Origin of the sequence: Nocardia sp. NPDC051052, assembly GCF_044456045.1 — a bacterium.
Classification (GTDB): Bacteria; Actinomycetota; Actinomycetes; order Mycobacteriales; family Mycobacteriaceae; genus Nocardia.
On the sequence record NZ_JBITFL010000015.1, the window covers coordinates 102970 to 123533 of the forward strand.

Sequence of the window (20564 nt, forward strand, 5' to 3'; positions counted from 1 at the left end):
ACAGTTGAGCTGACAGGGGTCAGAGGCTGACCGACTCGCACTGTTGTGCGGACAGGCTGGATTCGGCGAGATGCTCGAGGTCTGCCGCAGTGACAGTGGCAAGGTCGGTGGCGCCGGGCGGACGGTGCGGAGCCGACAACGCGTGGCTCACGGCCAGTGGAAGATCCGAAGAGTCCAGCCGATATCGACGCACGACCATCAGCCGTGCTGTTTCCAGAGCATCGTCATCGGGCGGGTGGTAGGTGGACTCGGGCAGCAGTTGCAGCTGCCTGCGTCTGGTCGCGTTACACGGATCCGCACCCGTGTACACGACGAGTGCCGATCTGGTCGAATCGAATCCCGCGTACGCGGTGTACGCCCCACCTTCCTCTCGGACGAGCGGGTGGATGTAGCGGCGACGTAGGTCGGCGCCGAGGACCGCCGCGGTAGCGGCGTCGATGTCGGCTGCGATCGGCCACGCCGTGGCATGTGCGTGCCACCGGTGGCTGTTGGCGAATTCGACGCACACCGGAGGCATCGGCGGGGATGGCCGTGCGGTCCACGCCGGTCGATCATCGGCCCATCTGACATGGGTGGACGAGGCGCGCGGACCGACGATGAGCAGTCTGACCTCGGCGTCGGCGAGCTGTCGAAGCGCCGCTGTCAGTGCGGTCATCGAATCGTCGGTGGATTCGGCTGCGGTCAGCGATTGCCAACGTGCCATTGCGGGCATGCCGGTGACCGCGTCTTGTGCCGCGCCGACCGGCGATACTCGGGCGACCGCGGCGCTGTCGGCGAGCTCATGAGTTTCGGTCATGAGGGTGAATGATCGCCGTCGAAGGGTCCGCGTGATTTCCGCGACGAGTGCGTCGCGGACGGTGGGGGTATCGATGATTGTCGTCAGCAGAGCTGTCCAGAAGTGAGGCGACCAACCGTCGAACAACAAGTCCACGGTGGCAGCGGCACCGCGCACGATTGCCGTGCGGGTGAGCAGCGGTGGGCGTGGCATACAGGTGGGGACCGGGATTTTCCGCGCTGCGGTGCGGAGGAACCTGACAAGCGGATCGATCAGAAATGCGGAGGCTGACTCGACGGTCAGCAGAACGTGAGTCAGCGTGCGGCTTTGTCCGTCGAGGGGCAACAGTTCCAGGCCCGGCGCGGTCTGTTCGACTACCGGCTGAGTGGGTATGGATCGGGCGATCAAAGGTCGTAGTGGCAATCCTGACGCATCCTGACTGCCCGGCCGGGATCGCCATACGGTGGCGTCCTTGCGGATTCGTGTGCGTGTCGGCTCGCCCGGGTCGTTTCCGGGCAGGCCGGCGTCGGTGACGATGCCGAGGTCCATCCGCGACGGCGGAGTGCGGCCGGAGCCACGCGGACCGAGCAGCGTGAGCGGGGCGTGTCCCGCCATCCGGGGACCGGCCAGGGCCAGCCCCCACGAGATCGACGGCGGCATCGTCCGATACGGTGCACCCAGCAGTTCGAGTGGTGAATTGTCTTCGGAGAGTGTCCGATTCGCCTGCACGTCGCGGATTGTCGCTTCGAGCCCGCGCAGTTGCTCCGATGCCTGTGCGGTGTCGACACCATCCGCCGGGCTGCCTACGTAGAGCACAACGCCCGCGCCGAACGGTGCGGGCGTGGAGATCGTCCAGTGGAAGTCCCGGCTTCGGCGATCGGCCGTCAGTGCGGCGGCCAGTGCCGCGGCCTCCGTCCACCCTGCTCGATCGCTATCGGAGATCACCACCTGTACCGCGGCCCAGTATCGCGGTTCGGTGCGAACCGGGCCGTGTAGCAACGCTTTCCGGTGCGGGGGCATACCGTGTTGTTTGATGGTGCCCGAGCGGTCGGCATGCGCTGCCGCAAGGGCGGTCAAGGTCGGCTCGGCGTCGGGCGAGCTGGCGAACGAATGCGCGCCTTCGGGCCGGTAGTACGTCTCGTGGAAGGCGGCACAGGATTCGTATTCGAGGGCGGGCAGCCCGCCCGGTGTCCCTTCGTGTCGGTACTGAGCCGGGTCGTCGGGACGAAACCGGCGCACGGCCAGGCGAGTGAACCACTGTGCCGGTGGTTCGGATTTGAGTGCGAGCTCGCTATGAACGATCCCCCGCCATTGGGCGGACGAGCCGTCGGCGCCTGCGGTGGCGCGGCAGGCCTCGCGCAGAAAATCGCGTCGTCGTAGCAACGGGTGGTACAGCCCATCGAGCAAGACATCGAGCAGATCGGCATAGTCGTGCGGATCGCCGGCCGTGAACGCATACGAGGTGCGACCGGTCTCCGACAGCCCGTTCATGAAACCCGAACAACTTCGATAGGCAGCGGTCAACAGGGCGCTGCTCATGGGGAATTTGCGAGATCCGGTGCCGATGAGATGCTCGACCGCGTGCGGTAGCCCGCTGTCATCGACGGCCGGGGTGCGGAAACTCATGCCGAACCCCAGATCGGGGTCGTCGGTATGCCGATGCAGGTGCGTCGCCCCGGTGGGATGCTGCCAGAAAGTGCAGTGCACGCCGTCGTGATCGACCGCGCCGATCTGTCGCCACGGGCTGGTCATCGCTGGGCCAGGCTCGCGGCGGGGGTGACCGACCGTGGCTCGTCGTTGCCACAGAGTCCGCAGCGTGGATGCGGCGGGCAATCCGAATAACCCGACGACAGATCCCCGCGGAATTCCCAGATCCGGTTGGCTGTCGTCGGTTCCATCCCGAGCAGATAGCGGACGACTTCGAGACAGACAACGCCGGAGGTGATGGCGCCGACCGGGCTCAATGCCCCGGAGTTGCCGCGCGGCAGCATGCCCTGGCGTCGTAGCAGCTCACCGTAGCGGGGCTGTCGATCGGTTTGATGGGTCCAGTCGCAGATCGTGCACGCTGTCCCGGAGGTCGTGTGGAAGGGGCCGACCCTGCCCCCGCTGGCTTGCACAAAGGGCCTGCCGGTCGCCAATGCCGCCGCGGCCACCCATTCTTTGATCAGCCACGGTGGCTGATCGGCCATCCCGATGACGAGGTCTGATTCCCGCGCCAGATCCCGCAGGTCGTCGGGGCCGGTGACATAGGCCTGCACCGCCCGGATTTCGGTACGCGGGGCAAAGGCACGCATTCGATCCGCGGCGGCGAGAACTTTGGGCCGGCCGATGTCCTGTTCGGTGTACAGAATGCTGCGATTGAGGTTCGATGCCTCGACTACATCGCCGTCGAGCAGGGTGAAACGGCCGATCGCACAACACAACAGGTTGTAGGTGACCCAGCTGGCCATACCACCGAGACCGACCAGTAGCACGCTGCTGCCGCGTAGTCGTGCCAGCAGGTCGAATCGATTCACTTCGGCGGACTCCAACTCCGAAAGGTAGTTCAAGAGTCGATCGAACCGGGCAAGGTCGGGGTCGTCGGACGGGTGTGCGACGGTTTCCAGGAAGCCGCCATCCAACAGTGCTGACATCCACGGTGATTCGCGCACCCGATCCGGCGAAGAGCCGGCGCGCAGTTCGTGCAGCGCGGCCACCTGCGCTTCGGCGAAACCCGATAGCCGCAGGTTGTGGGTGCCGAGTTGCATCAGCAGCGTGTCGCCGCTCCAGATCATTCGTGTTCGCGCCCGCAGGCGGAGCATTTCGGTCATCGCAGGCTCGCTTCTTCGCGCAGCTGTGACCACAGCTGGTCCCCGACTTCGGTGAACTCGATCTTCGGTCCGGACTCGACCTCTCGCATACCTCGGGTCAGCAGGTCGGTAGTCTCGGCATGTCGCGTGCTGTGCATGCTTTCTCCGGTCACCTCCCGTGCCCGACGGTGGAACGCGGCGATCCTGGCGAACGCGAAACATGCCTGGATCAGGCCGGAGAGCGGGCGCGGATCCGCGCGCCATGGGGATGCGTAGGAGGCGTCCTCGGCCGGGGTCAGCAGCGGATCCAGTTCCTCGATCAGCGTCAGCCGCAAATGTGCTTCCTCGTGCAAGAAGTGCTCGGCCGTGTAAGCGGTGTTGCTGAACGGCCACATGGCTTCGGAGAGGAAGACGGTGCCCATCATGCACGCCTCGGTGAAGCTGGAATGGAATGCGCTGCGATACGGAACAAAAACTCGCACATGCGTTTTCATCTCGGCGGCCAGTTCGGGCCACACCCGTTCGATGAGCTCGAAGGAGCGAGATATGTCGCGGGTCCGGGTGGTACCCGGCTCGGTCATCGGTGCCAGATCCGGTGCCGGATAACCGGGTTGCGCGGGCTTGCCGTTCATTGAAGTGATCAACCTGCTGATCCACGGGTCACCGGCGTCGATCTCGATTCCGGTATTTGGGATGCTCGGATGGGGTATGCGGGTGACCGAACCGAGGCGCGTTGCGGTGTCGTCGGTCGGATAGTTGCTCGGGATATGCACGGTTTCGCCTCGGATCACTCCGTCGCCGTCGTTGCCGAAATACACCCGCAGCCGATGTACAGCGGGTGGAAAGGCAAGGTGTGCTGAGGATCCGGGCAGCCGCAGTTCCCGCTGCCCGGCCGGAACGAGTACCGGGGTCGGAATCGACAATCCGTACTCGAGCGCGGGGATTACCAGGAAACGGGGAAGATGGTGTGCCCATGCACGCAGGAACTCCTGATCGCCGCGCAGGCAAGCGTCCGACAGTTGCAGCCAGTAATAGTTGAAGAAAGGGTGCGAGACTACTTGCCGCGCGGCATCTTCGGACAAGGCGAGGAAGACGTCGCGCCAGCAGTCGAGCATATATGCGGTGTCGTCGCCACTGAGCGCACCGATGCGGCGAATGACTCGCGGTACGGAATTGCGTAGCCGGTCGGTGTAGGACAGGTACGCGAAGTCCGGGCCTGTGGTCAGGGCCAGTCGATCCAGCGCCAGCGCTTCGAGCGACGAGGTGAGAGCTGTCTGATTGCTCATATCTCTTCCAGAAGGTAATCAGAGGGGTTTTCGGTGGGTTGGGCATCGCCGCATTGCTCGAGCAATGCGGCGTGGGCGGCGCTGATTTCACCGATCAGGCATTCGCCGTGGTCGGTAAGGCGCACCGCTGAGCGCACTGTTGCCAGCGCATTGCTGACCTTGTCCAGCAGCGCCCGAGCCTGCGCTGCCCCCCGGTGTGCTGACGGGGTCTCTACCGATACCCGAAGCAATGCCTCGGCCGCGCGGGTGAAAACGAACGCACCGTGGATCAGTCCGGTCACCGGGCGCGGCCCGGCCCGGAACGGACTGTCCACCCGGTCGTCCCAGGCATGGTGATGTAAAGGCGAGAACACCATGGCGGCATTGAGCCGGATATGACTCGATTCGTGCACCAGCCGCTCCACCAGAAACAGCGGGTCTGCGAAGTCGTCTCGCAAGAAGACGGCACCCTGCCAGGCGGTATTCGAGAACGCTGAGGTCCTTCGGCTGCGTATCGGCACGATCAAACGCACGGATTCTTCGATCTCGGCTCGAATTTCGGGCCATCGTGCACCGAGCCGTTCGAAACATGCCGCGAGTTGCTCGCGCATTTTGGAGGTAGGGGTCACCGGAGCCACGGTCTCGGTGGCGAACCCGCTGGGGTCGGCGCCGATCTCGATCAACATCGCTGGCAGCCGCTCATCATCACCGTCGAAGCTGGTGGCGCGAGTTCCCGCGACCAGCGCACTGCCATGGCAGCCGGGCAGGCCCGCGGCGATCGTGCCCTGCCGCTCGCGGTCCAGCCGCCATCCGAGAAGACCGCCGGCGTCGGCGCTGATCATGACGGTATGTCCGGCCGCGTCAGGACCGAGGCTCAATCGAGGTCCGGCCGCGTGCAATCCGAGGGCCCCGCCCGCGCCGACCTCGACGGCGATCGGCGCGGATATCAGCCCCGCCGCGGGCAGCAGCAGCGTCGGAACGAGTCGGGCGAGACTGCGCCGGGCGGCCGGGCGGTCATTGATCCGCAGCGCGGCGACCAGCCCGGTGAACGACGCGTAGAAAAAGGGGTCATCGGCCAGCACGCCACGTTGCGGCCCCGGCATTTCCGGCAACCTGGTCAGCAGGTCGGCGAGCGCTGCCGGCGACTCCGGCCACAGGCGTCGGCTGAGGTCGGCGAGTTTCGCCAATTGACGCAGGCGTAGCGAAACAAGGTGGTCGGCGATCGCGGCGTGATTCGCGGCATCCGGCGCTAGTGTCAGCGCCTCGGCGACAGGGTAGGTCTCGGTTGTTGTCATGGAGTGCTCCTCGAAGGGGGGTGATCAGCGGGTCGGGCAGCCTGCTGCGCCAGCGTGTCGAGCCGATCGGCTGCCCAGGCGGCCACGCTCGAGAACCCGGCCGGACCGGCGACGCGCCGCAACTCCACGAGGGGGGTGATCGAACGAGCATCGATGCGTACCGCGTGCATGAGAGACGCGATGCCACGCTCGGGCTCGTCGAGGTGGAGTGAGCAGCGGGCCGCCTGGGTGAACGCATACGACGTGTATGGAGCGCCGAGCAGAGCCGCGTGCTCGTACGCGGATCGTGCCTCGTCCAGACGCGACTGGTGCAGCAGGAAATCGCCGAGCCGGACATGCACCTTCGGATCCAGCGGATCGTGGGTGACCAGTTCCCGGTAGTACTGCTCGGCCGCCTCGGCGTTTCCCACTCCCATCCATGCCCGTGCCCTTGTCTCGAGCAGCGGATGGAGATTCTCGCGAGCCAACAGCGCATCGGTCCCGGTATCGATCAGTGCCGCGCGCGCCGCGTCCTCGGCCGCCCCCAGCATCTGTTGCATCCGAGGGAAGTCGTGGCGCAGGTACGGCACGAAGCTGACCCCGCGCCAGTACGCGCTCGCGGTCACCGGAGCGACGGTGTGCCGGTCGGCTCGCCGCAACAGTTGGGTGGCCGTTGTCGCCCACCCGTCGATCACCGTGAGTGTCTTATCGCTTTTCGCATGGTGCACCACGAGACCGATCGCAGCGGACAACCGGAGATCGAGCGGGTACCCCGGGTGCTGAGCTGTGCTGGCCATGATCCGCTGTGCCTGGTGAAAGGCGGTGACGGCGGTGTCGCGGTCCGCTGACTTGAACAGCGCGTTGCAGCGCAGCAGCGCGAGTCTTGCCGCGCAATCCGACTGGTCCACCGGTAGTTTCGGTGAAACGAGCCGGACAACGGCCTGCCAGCACCCCAGCTTGCTGAGGACAGCCGCGACCCGCAGCCGGTCGGTGTCGGCCAGAGTCGGCCACTCATCGATGAGATCGCACAGCACTGTCCATCGTGCGGAGCGCGCACCGGGCGGCACCGCGGTCGGATCGTGCGGGTCTCCGGTGCCACACTCTTCGACGAGCGCCGCGCGCAACAGGCTCGCGGTATTGATCTGATAGGCCGGGATAGGTGTGCCTGCGAGCAGATGGCGGCCTGCGTCGGCAACGCCCCTCGCGTGGATCGGCCCGTGCTCGTCGGTCAGATCGAAGTAGGCGCCGAGCAGGGCACGCGAGAGCGTTCCCGGATGCGTCTGGTGCCCGACAGCGGTTGCGGCTCTTAAGAATTCGGTACGCACGAGTCCTCCTGGGATTCGGTATCGTCGCGCAGCGCATCGAGTTCGCCCGCAGCCCAACCACGGAGGTGTTCGTCGCCGTCCTGCCGAGCTGTCTTCAGCAGCTCTGCGAGCGGACTGAGTGCCGCGGGATCTTCGTTGTTGGCGCACGCCAGTGCGAGCCGGCGAAAGATGTCGCTGTCCTCGGCTGTTCGCGCGGACTTGTACCAAGCCAACGACGCATAGGGTGCGCCGAGGGCAGCGGCGGCCAGGTATGCCCGACGCGCCGCGTGCGGTTCGTGTCTGCGCAGATACAAGTCGCCGAGTCTGATGTGGGTCTTTCCGTCCATCGGATCGACCCGGGTGAGTTCGTCCGCATACCGCACCGCACGATCGAGATCGCCGGCCCACGCCATCTCGATGGAGCGGGTTTCCAAGAGCGGATGGATGTTCATCCAACGCAACCCGTGCTGGATCGCTGTCTCATCAGGGAGTTCGCGCGCGTGTCGTTCGGCGCGGTCCAATTGTTCGCGGGTGCGTTCGATATCTCCGGCGAGATAGGGCTCGAAACTCACGGCCCGCCAGTAGGTACTGACGGCCAGCGCGTCCAGCCAATGCGCACTCGGGCGTAGCCGTTCGGCCTGTGCGTCCGCGAGCCTGCAGTATCGCGCCAGCTGCCGCGCGGAGGCCAGCGGCCCGCGCGCGTGCAGCACGACGAGGGTGATCGCGGCGGCGAGCCTGGTCCGAATGGACAGGTCGGCGCACGCTTCGACTGTTTCCAACGCGCGAACACTCTGTTGTCGGGCCGCCGGAGTGCGGCGGCAGGCAGACCGCGCGTGCGCGACCCGGGCCAGCGAGACCAGGCACGCGGGATCGTCGGCGGTCAGATGGCGCCCGAGCTCGGTCATGGTCTCGTAGAAACCGAGCGAGGACAGCAGCAAAGTGACCGCGGACTGGGCTGGCGGCGACAATCGGGGAAAGTCCGCCAGCCGATCGCAGAGCAGTTGCCACCGTTGCGTGCGCAACTCGAGTGGAAGGGCCGCCGGATCGGTCACCGCGTAGCGGGACATGTTCGCGGCGGCGGTGATTCGAGTGCGAAACGCCGGTCCCGGGCGGTGCTGGATCGGCAGTTGTGGCGCATCGGCGTCCGAGACGGCGGCGACCGCGAACTCGAGCCCGATGACATGGCTGGGTGGCTCGATGGCGGCGGCTCCGAGATCGAAATACGGACGGAGAAGCTCGAACTCGATCCCGGGGGTCCACGGCGCGGGTTGCGTCCACGCCGTGCGCAGATACGTTTCCATCAGTGTGTACAGCCTTCCGAATCAGCCGACATGTCCTCTTGCACCAGCTGGCCGCTGTGCAGGACCGAAACCAACGCGGCCAAGCGTGAGTCCGCACACCATTCGGACCTGGTGACCGGACCGTGCGCGAGCCGTCCGATCAGTCGGGCGGCCACCGAACTGTCGGGAACCTCCACCGAAGGGCGACGGTTCTCTGGATCGACCAGCCCTACGGCAGGCACCAGATGGTCGCCCCGGCGGACCAGCGTGCGCGTTATTTGGATGTTGTGGCCCAGGACAATGCGCTCGGCGGCGACCGTGCAGGTCGGGTCCGGATCGGTCGAGAACTCGCTGAGCAGCGGCACCAGGGCCGGCGGCAGATCGAGCGTGTTCGTCTGCTGGCCGGTCCTGAACAGCGGCACGCTGATCGGGCCGAGTGCCCGCGCGATGGTCCGCGCCTGCGCACCGGACATGTGGCGCAGATCGCGGCTGCTCCAGAACCGGGAATCGGTGCCGTTGATCCCATAGAGCAGCCGCACCATCGTCTGCACCCGTTCGTAGTGGGCGCGCATCCGGCGGTCGTACCAATCGGCCAGTTCGTGCTCGGGCAGGCCGTCGTTCAGGAAACTGACCGCGGCGGAGGCCGCCGATATGCCGCTGTAGAGCGCGCCGTGCACGCCGGTGGAGAACAGCGGGTCCACGAAGAAGGCCGTGTCGCCGATCAAAACGCGTCCGTCTCGCCACAACGGGTCGGCCACGATGTGGTTGGTGTAGCGCAGTAGCCGCGGTGCCCTGGCCGAACTCGCGGATCTCAGCAGCGCCGCGATCAGTTCGGTCGTGCCGATCTGATCGGTCAGTGTCTGCGCGGGTGAAAGTTTCAAATCTGCTGCGTCACCGACGAATCCGATACTTGTAGTGTTCGCATCGAGTGGGATGAACCAGAGCCAGCCATCTCTGGACGCTTCGCTGATGACATTCGGCGCCTGATAACCGGAGACCCGGTCGGCCCCGGTGTAATAACCGGACACGGCGACTCGGTGTGGGCCGCTCAACCGCTGCGCCGATCCGAGCCTGCGCGGGGTGAATTGGAACAAGCCACTGGCATCGACCACCACGCGTGCCCGATGTTCGGTCCGGCCGTGTGCACCGTCGCTGACGACGGTGCTCATCCGGCTGTCGGCAGCTGCCGATGTCGACCTGGCCCACTGCTGTTGCCACACAGCCGCACCGGAGTTCGCCGCGTGATTCAGCAGCAAAGTGTCGAATTCACTGCGATACACCTGATACGCGCGATGCGGCGCGGGGAACTCCAGGTCCAGCCGACGGTGCTTTTCACCCCACACGAAAACGGCACCGGTCTTGCGCAGAAACCCGGCGCTGTCCAAGTCCTCGAGGACGCCGAGGGTGCCGAGCAGGGGCATGGACATGGCGAGCAGGGACTCCCCGATGTGATGCCGTGGGAATTTCGTGCCTTCCAGCACTCGGACCTGTAATCCGGCGCGGGCTGTGATGGTGGCGAAGGCCGCGCCTGCCGGACCGCCACCGATCACGATGACGTCGACTTGTTCAGTACGCATGGGACGTTCTTTTCCATTCATGGTCATGCCACGGCGGCCAATGGCCTGCACAGCAGGAGACGGCTGCCGCCGACCAGGAGGACAACCGCGATCGCGGCAAAGGACAGGGTCGGGCTCGAAACACCGGCGAGTGACACGAAGACGATCGGGCCGAATGGCGCGAGCCAAGTGACCATGGAAATCAGAGCCGTGAAGACCCTGCCGCGCATCTCGGGCGCGACTTCGAGTTGGATATAGGAGGACATCGCGACCTGCGCGGCGCCCGCCGGGATTCCGGTCAACACCAGCGGGATCAGCCCTATCCACGACGTAGCGCACCCGGCGAAGAGCAAGATTCCGGTGCCCTGGGCGAGGAAGTTCACCCGAAGTACGGCGCCTCGATGGCGTTTGAGCGGAGTCTTGTTCAGTACCGCCATGCCGACGACCCGCCCGACCGCCAGCGCTGCCAGCTGAGCACCGTACCGAGCGGACCCGTCGGTGCCGAGCAGCAGTGGCAGGACGAACGGTATCGAGTTGAAGGCGAAGTCCATGAAAGGGAAGGTCTGGAAGCACGGCCCGAGTACGCGATGTTTCAGCAGAAAACGAACGCCCTCGCCGATCGCCTGCAGCCGCCCGGAGGTGGATCCGGTGCCGCTCGCGCTGGACGGTATCGGTGCGGGGATGCGGGCACTGAAAATCATGACTGCCGAGAATGCGAATGTTGCCGCGTCGATGAACATCAGGACCGCGCTGTCGACATATTGGAGCAAAAATCCGGCAAGCGCGGGGCCGACGACACCGATGATGCTGAGAGCGCCGAGGATCCAGGCATCCATCGAAATGATGCGATCTCGGTTGTTTCGGGCCAATTCAGGCAGCAGTGTCTGGAGAGCAGGGGTGAAAACGACGCTGACGAAGGCGAGCAGAGTCGCCAGCGGCAGCGTGCCTGCCAATGAGGTCGATCCGCCGAAGAGCAGGATGGCGAGCACGGCAACAATAGCGCAGCGGATCAGGTCGGTGCCGATGAGCAGCCGCACCCGATCGGATCGATCGATAAGGACACCGGCGAATAGTCCGATCACCGCGGTCGGGAGAGCCAATGCCACACCGAGTCCGATCAAACCCGACGGCCCAGCGTGCGCAACGGTGAGTGTCAGCGCGACGCGGTAAAAGGCGTCCCCGATGACCGAGACGGCCAAACCGAGCCAAATCAGGGCGAACGCCCGATTACCCGGAATGCCACTTCTGAGCCCCGCGCTCCGCGGGATGACTGCCCTGATCGAATTCATTTCTCAAGCCATTCTGTATCGGCGAGGCCTTGCCGCGGAGCGGCCGGCGGTATGCACCGCGGCAAGGCTTTCGGTTACCCTAAATTTCAGGCAGACAGGCCGTAGGTGTATTCAGCGGCCAGCAGTACTCCGAACTCCTCGAGCAGTTCGCTCTCGGACGCGGACAGCTTGAATTCTGGCTCCACGCTCTCCGCTTTCTTCTCGGTTGTGTTCATTATCGACTCCTTTCGTTTTCGGCGGCAATGAACGATTCAGATGACAACATGTGCTGAATATGTATGTCAACGATCTGGATCGATGCATTGAACACGATCGGCATATTATTTCGAGTCGTCCCATGGAATGCGGCGGCGTGTGTCGCGCGTGCGGCCGGATCCGACGACGGCATGAACGAGATTCGAAGCGCGATCACGGGGTTCACTGATTCCGGGTGTGGTGTCGATCGCTCAGCCTGGCGGCCAGATCGTGCCAGGCATCCGCGCACTCCCGCGCAGCCATGACGACCATTTCCAGGCAGTGCGGGGGCATTCCGGCGATGAGCTGTTCCCGTTCGCTCGACTCGATCGGCTGTGCGTGCAGCATCCGCAGCAGCGCTCTGCCCATCTCATTGGAGCGCAACGAGGGATCCCTTAACAGCAGGTGCGCGGCCCGGCCACGACTACCGGACGAGGATCTGATACTCACCGGATCCACCGTGTCGGCGGATTGTTCCCGAGGACGCTTGGTCGATACGGCACCTTCGCCGCGCTGCAATCGAACACGCACGTCTCGGGCGGTCGCCGGTGAGATCCCCGCGGCCTTGGCGATCTCCCGCAGCGAGGCATTCGGATTGCTGTTTATGTAGCTTTCCGCACGCCGTCTGCCCTCGCCGCCGTCCAGCGGCCGGGTCCGGCCGTCTCGGCCCAACCTGGTGTTCAACTGAGGCGCGATGTCAGTTGAACGATATCTGATGGTGGATACCGTTCTGGTAGAAAGTCCGGCGCAGGCGGCGATAGCTCGATCCGACCAGTCGGGATGCATGGCAATAATCCGAGTTGCTGCTGCGGACCGGTCGCTCGCGGACAGGGGTAAGCCGTGGCTTGTATTTGCCCGGACGGATAGTATGTACGCATCGTCCGCATCCCCGTCGAAATAGAGCGCCTCGATGTGCGTGGCACCACGTTCTCGCGCAGCTCGTAATCGATGGAAGCCATCGATTACCCGCATAGTCGACCGATGAACGACGATCGGCGGAAGTGGTTCTTCCAGCTCGGCGATCCGGCGAATATGTTGCGGATCCTCGCCGTCCGATCTCGGTGAGCCGACGATCTGCAACTGTTCTATCGCGATCGAGAAAGGCCCGGATAGGTGATTCCACCTATCCGCATCAACATTCGAGTCGCCGTCAGTTTCGAGACCCATTTCACCTTCCAGTTTCAGCGTCGGCAAAGTGTGTGTCGTTCAATACGCGCGAGCTCCGCAAACGGTTCAACGGATCGGACGCAGGCTCGGTCGATCGACGTCAACAGACAGTGATAGAGCTGTCGCCATCCGTAGTAGTTCGAGCCGCGAGGTGTGACCGATCAGCGGGCCTCAACCAGTTGATCGATGGATAGCAGGATCGTCGCTCCCAGGTTACCGCTGCGGTCGCAGTAGTCGCCTCGACGAAATTGCCCGCGATATTCGAACTCGGGTTGCGGGAGTTCCGGCTCCTTGTTTTCGGTGCCGCAAACCTGTGGCACCCACAATCGCCGATCCGGATATTTCAAGCCCCTTGGCAAAAGGACAGGCATGATCGGCAGTCACGACGAACGTTCGCGGCGCCCGAACACGGGCGAGTCTTCCTAGCTGGCTAATCGGACAGATAGCGTGCCCGCGGCGCCCCAGGCACCTGGCTGCTGCCGGGTAACTGCCTCGTCTGGTCCGGTACCGCGGCGATGCCGGTTGTGTCGGCCCGTAAGGCAGATGGGCGGCGCACCCGGAAGCCCAGTATCGGACATATGTCGCATGAAAGGGCCCTCGGCAGAGTCGATCTTGCGAGCCGAACCGGTTGAGCACCAATGCAATTGCGTACAGTTTCCGGAGTAAAACCTCCGGATCCGATACCGGGGTCGTCGGTTCCGATCATGCCCAAGCTCTGCGCTTTCGCGTTGAACCCAACAACCTTCGGAGATGGCGTCGAACCGAGCATGACAAGTAGGCCGCGTGCGGAGTGAGTCGATCTCGTGAGGTGGGCCGGTGGCTGGATTCCGCGCAAACCACGCGAGTTCACCCGGTTGTTGGCATACGACACGGGTTCATCATCGGTGAGTTCGCTTGTGACTTCACCGGAATGCGGGCACACAACCGAGCGAATCGTGGTCGAGGCTCTGTATTCCGGCACTCAAGTGGTCCTTTGCCGGCGCCTCTGACCCGAGGCGTTCGCCGATCCTGGGAAGCAAGAACACTGCATCTCCAGACCCACAGGTCGATTCGTGTGTTTAGCGCGTGTGTCCCGCTGCCGAGCTGAACCCCTGTCCCTCAGTAGGGCGCGCCGATACGGCACCGCCGTGGCGAAGGACCGCTTTAACAAGGTTTGCCAACTGATAACCGGCGGAAAAATTTGTCGGCGTGTTGCATGCACGACACGCCGGTTGGGGCGACCGGGAGGTTTGTCGCGGGAATCACGCGGGTACGGAGAGGTAGACGTTGCAGTCAGGGCCGCGCCGCGGCCGAATCCGACTGGGGTGATACGGCCTGCCAGCTACAGATGAGCCATAACCTGCCATTACGGCTCTCCATTTACTCTTCACATTGGATGCCATAAGGCCCCAGAACGGGCCATATGGCGAGTTCCTCGTGGGAGGAAAGCGCCTGGTAAGGCGCCATATTTGCCATACGGCCCGTGCTGGGTTATGCGCCCCCGGCAGGAATCGAACCTGCGACCTAGGGATTAGAAGGCCCTTGCTCTATCCAACTGAGCTACGGAGGCAGTGGGTTCCACCATGACCGACATTGGTCGTGCTGTCCAGCGCGCCAATTGTAGCGACCGACCAGATGGCTAAGGGGCCAACGTGACCGCGAGTACGAGCATTGCGGCCATGATCACCTCGAGCACCAGGTAGAACCAAACGGGGAAGAAGGCGGAGGGGCTTTCCACGAAGCCCGACCAGATCCGGCCGAGCGCCATGCCGCCGAGCGCGGCGGCGACCGCCACACAGGTCCCGAATCTCAGGTCACCGACGTCGGCGGCGGCCAACCCGAGGACCACCGCGATCGCGATTCCGAAACCGCCGTAGACGGCTCGCACCTCGGCGCGGGCATCCGCACGATCAGCGAGCAGCCCGAGCGGGTCGACGAGTTGGCTGGGCCGCAACAGCCCGTAGACGCCCATGGCGGCGAAGAACAACGCCACCAAGGCAATCAACACGATCGACACGATCGACATTGCACCTCCGTGATCCGCCGACCACCCTATCGGCCCAAACCCGACGCGGCCACGCGATAACAATCGAACTACGCTCAGTCGTATGTCGTCAGCGCAGGACCCGTCCGCTTCACCTGATCTGGAGGTCACCCGGACGGCGGCGACATACGCTGCGCTGATCGCCCTGACCGGCGCGATCGCGGCGGTCGTTGCCGCGCTGGTGGTCGGGCTTTCCGCGGCGCAGGCGTTGAGTCTGCTCGGCATCCCCGATCCCGGTTCGCTGACCACCTACGGCCTGCCCGCGGTGCGCGCGCTCGCCGATCTGTCGGCGGCGCTGACGGTCGGTTCGCTGTTGTTCGCCGCGTTCCTGGTCCCGCCGCAAGCGAACGGGCTGCTCGATGTCGGCGGGTATCGGGCGGTGCGCCGCGCCTCCAATTTCGCGCTCATCTGGGCCTGCTGCGCGGCGCTGCTCATTCCGCTGACGGTGTCCGACACCACCGGACAGCCGGTCAAGGACACCCTGCGCCCGGAAGCCCTGTGGCGCGCCATCGACCAGATCGAGCTGGCCGGTGCCTGGCGTACGACGGTGCTGTTCGCGCTGATCGTCGCGGTCGGTGCCCGGGTCGCGTTGCGCTGGGGCTGGACGCCGGTGCTGTTCGGCGCGTCCATCGTGACGATGATGCCGCTCGCACTGACCGGGCACTCGTCCTCCGGCGGCGCGCACGACCTCGCGACGAACAGCCTGATCCTGCACCTGGTTTCGGCCGCGGTCTGGGTCGGCGGCCTGTTCGCGCTACTGGCGCACGCGCGCCGCGGCGGCGCGCACACCGACCTTGCCGCGCGGCGTTTCTCGCTGACCGCCAGCATCGCGTTCGTCACCATCGGCGTCAGCGGGGTGATCAACTCCTGGGTCCGTGTACCGTGGGACGAACTGTTCACCACCACCTACGGCAGGCTGGTGCTCGCCAAGGCCGCCGCGCTGATCGTGCTCGGCCTGATCGGCTTCGCGCAGCGGCGCGCCGCACTGCCCGCGCTCGCCGCGAATCCGCAGGACCGTGGCGCGCTGATCCGATTCGCCGGGGTCGAGGTACTGGTCTTCGCGGCGACCATGGGCCTCGCGGTCGGCCTCGGCCGCACCCCGCCACCACCGCCGACCTCGGTGCCGACACCCGCCGAGGTCGAACTCGGCTACAACCTGGCGGGCCCGCCGAATGTGCCACGGCTGCTGTTCGACTGGCGCTTCGACCTGACCTTCGGAACGCTCGCGATCGTGCTCGCGGTGCTGTATCTGCTCGGCGTGCGCCGACTGCGGGTGCGCGGCGACGCGTGGCCGATCGGGCGGACCATTGCCTGGCTGTCCGGCTGCGTGGTGCTGCTGATCGCCACGTCGTCCGGGGTTGGACGGTATTCGCCCGCGATGTTCAGCGTGCACATGGGCGCGCACATGGCGTTGTCCATGCTGGCGCCGATCCTGTTCGCGCTCGGCGGCGCGGTGACGCTGGCGCTGCGGGCGCTGCCTGCCGCCGGGCGGACCGGCGTGCCTGGACCGCGCGAGTGGATCCTTGCCGCCGTGCACAATCCGGTGTCGCGTTTCCTGACACAGCCGATCGTGGCGGCGGTCATCTTCGTCGGCGGGTTCTACGCGCTGTACCTGGGCGGGATCTTCGACGCGTACGCGGACTCGCACGCCGCGCACCTGATGATGAACGCGCACTTCCTGCTCAGCGGCTACCTGTTCTATTGGGTCGTCATCGGCATCGATCCCAAACCGCGTCAGGTGGAACCGCTGACCAGGCTCGGCATGGTGTTCGGCTCGCTGCCCTTCCACGCCTTCTTCGGCATCGCGCTGATGAGCATGAACACGGTGCTCGGCGGCTGGTTCTACCGCGGCCTCGGCCTCGGCTGGAACGGCGACCTGCTCGGCGACCAGCGCACCGGCGGTAGCCTGGCGTGGGCGAGCGGCGAGGTGCCGTTGGTGGTGGTGATGCTCGCGCTGCTCATCCAATGGTCGCGCAGCGATCGCAAGCTGGCGCAGCGCACCGATCGGGCCGCCGACCGCGACCACGACGCCGCCCTCTCCGCGCACAACGCGATGTTCGCTGAGCTGGCCAAACGTGACCGAGGGGTACATAAGTAGGTGACGGCGCAATGCCTTCGGGCATGAAGTCTCAGGTCATGGTGGAGTCGAGTTGGTCAAGGTGTGGTTGTGAACGAGCGGTCCGTAGTCTTCTCCGAACACAGACCGATCGATCGGATCTATCGATCCGATGTGCGGGCCGCGCGTAGGCGGCTGGCCGGGCGGATACGCAAGACGCCGGTTTTCCATACATCCGTCGTCGGGCCCAACGGTCCGGTGCCGGTCACGATGAAACTCGAATACCTGCAGTACGGCGGCACTTTCAAGGTTCGCGGCAGCTTCAACGCACTGCTGGCGGCCCCGGACGGCACCGACCAGGTGGTCATCGCCTCCGGCGGCAACGCGGGGATCGCCGCCGCGCTGGCGGCCGCGCATCTCGGAAAGTCGTGCACCGTGGTGGTTCCGGAGTCGGCGCCGCACACCAAGGTCGCCGCGATGTGGTCGCACGGTGCCGAGGTGCTCTGGCACGGAACGACTTACACCGAGGCGCTCGGCTACGCCGACCAGCTCGCCGCGGAACGCAACGCTTTGCAGCTGCACGCCTACGACCTGCCCGCCATCGTCGCGGGCGCGGGCGTGGTCGGCCTGGAGATCGAGGAGCAGGTGCGCGGGCGGCCGTCGGTGCTCGCCGCGGTCGGCGGCGGCGGTCTGGTCGCGGGGATCGCGGCCGCGATCGGCCGTCGCCAGCAGGTGGTCGGCGTGGAGCCGGAAGGTATCCCGACCCTGAATGCCGCGTTGTCGGCGAACCGGCCGGTCGAGGTCGGGGTGTCCAGCATCGCGGCGGAATCCTTGGGCGCCACCAGGATCGGGGATATCGCCATGGACATCGCGCGCCGGTATCAGGTGCGTTCGCTGCTGGTCACCGACGACGCGATCGCGACGGCCCGCGACTATCTGTGGCGCGAGTTCCGCGTCGTGGTGGAATTTGCCGGTGCGGCCGCCCTGGCGGCGGTGCAGAGCGGCGTCTACGTTCCCGCGCCCGACGAGCGCCCGGTGATCGTCCTGTGCGGCGCGAACACCGATCTCTCGGTGCTGTAACCACTTTCGCGTTAGGCACGCCCGGCCACCTCGAAAGAAGCACTGGATATCCACATTCGAGAAAGTTGTGCACATTCTCGGATCGCGCCGCCCGAACGACCGTCGCATCGGTGAGGCTGGAGCAGTCCTCCTCGCGGGGAGGAAGTCTCCGGGCAACCGCCACGGGCCGAATGCGAAGGGGCGTCATCATGTACGAGGCGAATGCGACCGTGATCGGCACCATCGTCAACACTCCACTGAAGCGCGAGCTGCCGAACGGCGACCAGATACTCACCTTCCGGATGGCGAGCAACTCGCGCCGACTCGACCACAACACGGGGGAGTGGGTGGACAACGGCACCCTGTTCCTCAACGTGAGCTGCTGGCGCAGGCTGGTGGCAGGCGTGGAGGCATCGCTGCGGCGCGGCGATCCGATCATCGCGCACGGCCAACTGCGCTCGCACGAATATCGCAGTAGAGACGGGGTGGAACGGCGTGACCTGGAGATGCGGGCCAGCGCCGTCGGCCCCGACCTCGGTCGGTGCACCGCCCGGGTGACCAGGTGGTCGGAGATGCGGAATACTGGGGACCGCTTCAGTGCTGAACATCAGGTGCCGGCAGGCGACGGGCTGGGGGAGAATGTCGCAGCCGCCTCTGCGGCGCCACCCCGAACGACCCACCCCGAGCACGCCGACGCCTGACCAGGCCGCGCACTTTTGGCCGCGCGCTGCGAGGGGTATCCGCCGGTTCAACTCACCGTTTCCGACACCGATAGGCTTCCTCCTTATGGCTGAGTTCATTTACACAATGAAGAAGGTTCGCAAGGCGCATGGTGACAAAGTCGTACTCGACGATGTCTTCCTGAACTTCCTTCCCGGCGCCAAGATCGGTGTCGTCGGCCCGAACGGCGCCGGTAAATCCAGCGTGCTGAAGATCATGGCGGGCGTGGACCAGCCGAACAACGGCGAAGCGTTCCTGGCGCCCGGCGCGACGGTCGGCATCCTGATGCAGGAGCCCGCGCTGAACGAGGAGAAGACGGTCCGCGGCAACGTCGAGGAAGGCCTCGGCGAGGTCAAGGTGAAGCTGGATCGCTTCAACGAGATCGCCGAGCTGATGGCCACCGACTACTCCGACGAGCTCATGGACGAGATGGGCAAGCTGCAGGAGTTCCTCGACCACGCCGACGCGTGGGACGTCGACTCCCAGCTGGAGCAGGCCATGGACGCACTGCGCTGCCCGCCGCCGGACGAGCCGGTCACCAACCTCTCCGGTGGTGAGCGTCGCCGCGTCGCGCTGTGCAAGCTGCTGTTGAGCAAGCCCGATCTGCTGCTGCTCGACGAACCGACCAACCACCTCGACGCCGAGAGTGTGCTCTGGCTCGAGCAGCACCTGGCCGCGTACGCGGGCGCCGTGCTCGCGGTCACCCACGACCGGTACTTCCTGGACAACGTCGCCGAGTGGATCCTCGAACTCGACCGCGGCCGCGCCTACCCCTACGAGGGCAACTACTCCACCTATCTGGAGAAGAAGGCACAGCGACTGGAGGTCCAGGGCAAGAAGGACCAGAAGCTGCAGAAGCGGCTCAAGGACGAGCTGGCCTGGGTGCGTTCCGGTGCCAAGGCTCGCCAGGCCAAGAACAAGGCTCGCCTCGGCCGGTACGAGGAGATGGCGGCCGAGGCCGACAAGCACAGGAAGTTGGATTTCGAGGAGATCCAGATTCCGGCGGGCCCGCGCCTCGGCAGCGTGGTGGTCGAGGTCGCGCACCTGGACAAGGGCTTCGGCGATCGTCAGCTCATCAAGGATCTCTCGTTCACCTTGCCGCGCAACGGCATTGTCGGCGTCATCGGCCCGAACGGTGTGGGTAAGACCACGCTGTTCAAGACCATTGTCGGCCTCGAGGCGCCGGACAGCGGCGAGGTGAAGGTCGGCGAGACGGTCAAGCTGAGCTATGTCGACCAGAACCGGTCCGGCATCGACCCGAAGAAGAACGTCTGGCAGGTGGTGTCCGAAGGGCTCGACTTCATCCAGGTCGGCAATCAGGAAATGCCGTCGCGCGCCTACGTCAGCGCGTTCGGCTTCAAGGGCCCGGATCAGCAGAAGCCGGCCGGGGTGCTCTCCGGTGGTGAGCGCAACCGGCTGAACCTGGCGCTCACCCTCAAGCAGGGCGGCAACCTGATCCTGCTCGACGAGCCGACCAACGACCTCGACGTGGAGACCCTCGGTTCGCTGGAGAACGCGCTGGAGCAGTTCCCCGGCTGCGCCGTGGTGATCTCCCACGATCGCTGGTTCCTCGACCGCACCTGCACGCACATCCTGGCGTGGGAGGGCGACTCCGACAACGACGCCAAGTGGTTCTGGTTCGAGGGCAACTTCGAGGCCTACGAGGCCAACAAGATCGAGCGCCTCGGCCTGGAAGCCGCTCGCCCGCACCGGGTTACGCACCGCAAGCTGACCCGCGACTGATCCGATGACGGGCTAGAGCCCGTCGGTTGC

At 65.4% G+C, this 20564-nt stretch carries 15 protein-coding genes and 1 tRNA gene; 4 read left to right on the plus strand and 12 right to left on the minus strand.

All coding sequences use genetic code 11. The features are described from left to right. Window positions 1-19: 19 nt before the first annotated feature. The 12 genes from ACIBCN_RS37315 to ACIBCN_RS37370 form a co-directional block, all read right to left on the minus strand. On the minus strand, window positions 20-2527 hold the full coding sequence (locus ACIBCN_RS37315; RefSeq protein ID WP_396996718.1) for a hypothetical protein: 2508 nt from the start codon (window positions 2525-2527) through the stop codon (window positions 20-22). After that, complete coding sequence (locus ACIBCN_RS37320; protein WP_396996719.1) at window positions 2524-3585, minus strand: HesA/MoeB/ThiF family protein; 1062 nt, start codon at window positions 3583-3585, stop codon at window positions 2524-2526. Before ACIBCN_RS37320 ends, ACIBCN_RS37315 begins: the two co-directional genes overlap by 4 nt. Beyond that, window positions 3582-4850: an aKG-HExxH-type peptide beta-hydroxylase gene (locus ACIBCN_RS37325; protein ID WP_396996721.1), complete on the minus strand. Its 1269-nt coding sequence runs from the start codon at window positions 4848-4850 to the stop codon at window positions 3582-3584. The genes ACIBCN_RS37320 and ACIBCN_RS37325 overlap by 4 nt, the downstream gene beginning before the upstream one ends. After that, on the minus strand, window positions 4847-6124 hold the full coding sequence (locus tag ACIBCN_RS37330; RefSeq protein WP_396996723.1) for an aKG-HExxH-type peptide beta-hydroxylase: 1278 nt from the start codon (window positions 6122-6124) through the stop codon (window positions 4847-4849). Before ACIBCN_RS37330 ends, ACIBCN_RS37325 begins: the two co-directional genes overlap by 4 nt. Then, window positions 6121-7428: a tetratricopeptide repeat protein gene (locus ACIBCN_RS37335; protein ID WP_396996724.1), complete on the minus strand. Its 1308-nt coding sequence runs from the start codon at window positions 7426-7428 to the stop codon at window positions 6121-6123. Before ACIBCN_RS37335 ends, ACIBCN_RS37330 begins: the two co-directional genes overlap by 4 nt. After that, window positions 7410-8708 carry a hypothetical protein gene (locus ACIBCN_RS37340; protein ID WP_396996725.1) on the minus strand — a complete coding sequence of 433 codons (1299 nt, stop codon included), beginning with the start codon at window positions 8706-8708 and terminating at the stop codon, window positions 7410-7412. The genes ACIBCN_RS37335 and ACIBCN_RS37340 overlap by 19 nt, the downstream gene beginning before the upstream one ends. Continuing rightward, window positions 8708-10264, minus strand: a complete 1557-nt coding sequence (locus ACIBCN_RS37345; protein WP_396996726.1) for an NAD(P)/FAD-dependent oxidoreductase — start codon at window positions 10262-10264, stop codon at window positions 8708-8710. The genes ACIBCN_RS37340 and ACIBCN_RS37345 overlap by 1 nt, the downstream gene beginning before the upstream one ends. A 23-nt stretch (window positions 10265-10287) precedes the next feature. Then, window positions 10288-11532 carry an MFS transporter gene (locus ACIBCN_RS37350; RefSeq protein WP_396996728.1) on the minus strand — a complete coding sequence of 415 codons (1245 nt, stop codon included), beginning with the start codon at window positions 11530-11532 and terminating at the stop codon, window positions 10288-10290. An 86-nt stretch (window positions 11533-11618) separates the two neighbouring features. Next, window positions 11619-11747, minus strand: a complete 129-nt coding sequence (locus tag ACIBCN_RS37355; RefSeq protein ID WP_396996729.1) for a hypothetical protein — start codon at window positions 11745-11747, stop codon at window positions 11619-11621. Between the two features lie 202 nt (window positions 11748-11949). Continuing rightward, window positions 11950-12960 (minus strand): ParB/RepB/Spo0J family partition protein, encoded by a 1011-nt coding sequence (locus ACIBCN_RS37360; protein ID WP_396996731.1) that lies wholly within the window; start codon window positions 12958-12960, stop codon window positions 11950-11952. 1448 nt (window positions 12961-14408) lie between these two features. Beyond that, window positions 14409-14482: transfer RNA gene (locus ACIBCN_RS37365), tRNA-Arg, on the minus strand. Window positions 14483-14551: 69 nt separating this feature from the next. Then, on the minus strand, window positions 14552-14938 hold the full coding sequence (locus ACIBCN_RS37370; RefSeq protein WP_396996733.1) for a DUF4345 family protein: 387 nt from the start codon (window positions 14936-14938) through the stop codon (window positions 14552-14554). A gap of 82 nt (window positions 14939-15020) precedes the next feature. Between ACIBCN_RS37370 and ACIBCN_RS37375 the strand changes: the two genes are divergently transcribed. The 4 genes from ACIBCN_RS37375 to ettA all read left to right on the plus strand — a co-directional run bounded on the left by ACIBCN_RS37375 (window position 15021) and on the right by ettA (window position 20534). Further along, window positions 15021-17054, plus strand: coding sequence for a cytochrome c oxidase assembly protein (locus tag ACIBCN_RS37375; protein WP_396996735.1), 2034 nt, complete (start codon window positions 15021-15023; stop codon window positions 17052-17054). Between the two features lie 69 nt (window positions 17055-17123). Continuing rightward, the gene (locus tag ACIBCN_RS37380) at window positions 17124-18092 is read left to right on the plus strand and encodes a serine/threonine dehydratase (protein ID WP_396996736.1); all 969 of its coding nucleotides are present in this window, start codon (window positions 17124-17126) and stop codon (window positions 18090-18092) included. Between the two features lie 188 nt (window positions 18093-18280). After that, entirely contained in the window at window positions 18281-18772 is a 492-nt protein-coding gene (locus ACIBCN_RS37385) for a single-stranded DNA-binding protein (protein ID WP_396996738.1), read from the plus strand. An 85-nt stretch (window positions 18773-18857) separates the two neighbouring features. Beyond that, entirely contained in the window at window positions 18858-20534 is a 1677-nt protein-coding gene (gene ettA / locus ACIBCN_RS37390; protein WP_396967879.1) for an energy-dependent translational throttle protein EttA, read from the plus strand. The last annotated feature ends 30 nt before the right edge of the window (window positions 20535-20564 follow it).

Coding starts and splice junctions, on each gene's coding strand:
- ACIBCN_RS37385 (WP_396996738.1), top strand. CDS start 18,281: ATGTACGAGGCGAATGCGACCGTGATCGGCACCATCGTCAACACTCCA.
- ACIBCN_RS37350 (WP_396996728.1), bottom strand. CDS start 11,532: ATGAATTCGATCAGGGCAGTCATCCCGCGGAGCGCGGGGCTCAGAAGT.
- ACIBCN_RS37315 (WP_396996718.1), bottom strand. CDS start 2,527: ATGACCAGCCCGTGGCGACAGATCGGCGCGGTCGATCACGACGGCGTG.
- ettA (WP_396967879.1), top strand. CDS start 18,858: ATGGCTGAGTTCATTTACACAATGAAGAAGGTTCGCAAGGCGCATGGT.
- ACIBCN_RS37355 (WP_396996729.1), bottom strand. CDS start 11,747: ATGAACACAACCGAGAAGAAAGCGGAGAGCGTGGAGCCAGAATTCAAG.
- ACIBCN_RS37325 (WP_396996721.1), bottom strand. CDS start 4,850: ATGAGCAATCAGACAGCTCTCACCTCGTCGCTCGAAGCGCTGGCGCTG.
- ACIBCN_RS37330 (WP_396996723.1), bottom strand. CDS start 6,124: ATGACAACAACCGAGACCTACCCTGTCGCCGAGGCGCTGACACTAGCG.
- ACIBCN_RS37340 (WP_396996725.1), bottom strand. CDS start 8,708: ATGGAAACGTATCTGCGCACGGCGTGGACGCAACCCGCGCCGTGGACC.
- ACIBCN_RS37370 (WP_396996733.1), bottom strand. CDS start 14,938: ATGTCGATCGTGTCGATCGTGTTGATTGCCTTGGTGGCGTTGTTCTTC.
- ACIBCN_RS37375 (WP_396996735.1), top strand. CDS start 15,021: ATGTCGTCAGCGCAGGACCCGTCCGCTTCACCTGATCTGGAGGTCACC.
- ACIBCN_RS37345 (WP_396996726.1), bottom strand. CDS start 10,264: ATGCGTACTGAACAAGTCGACGTCATCGTGATCGGTGGCGGTCCGGCA.
- ACIBCN_RS37320 (WP_396996719.1), bottom strand. CDS start 3,585: ATGACCGAAATGCTCCGCCTGCGGGCGCGAACACGAATGATCTGGAGC.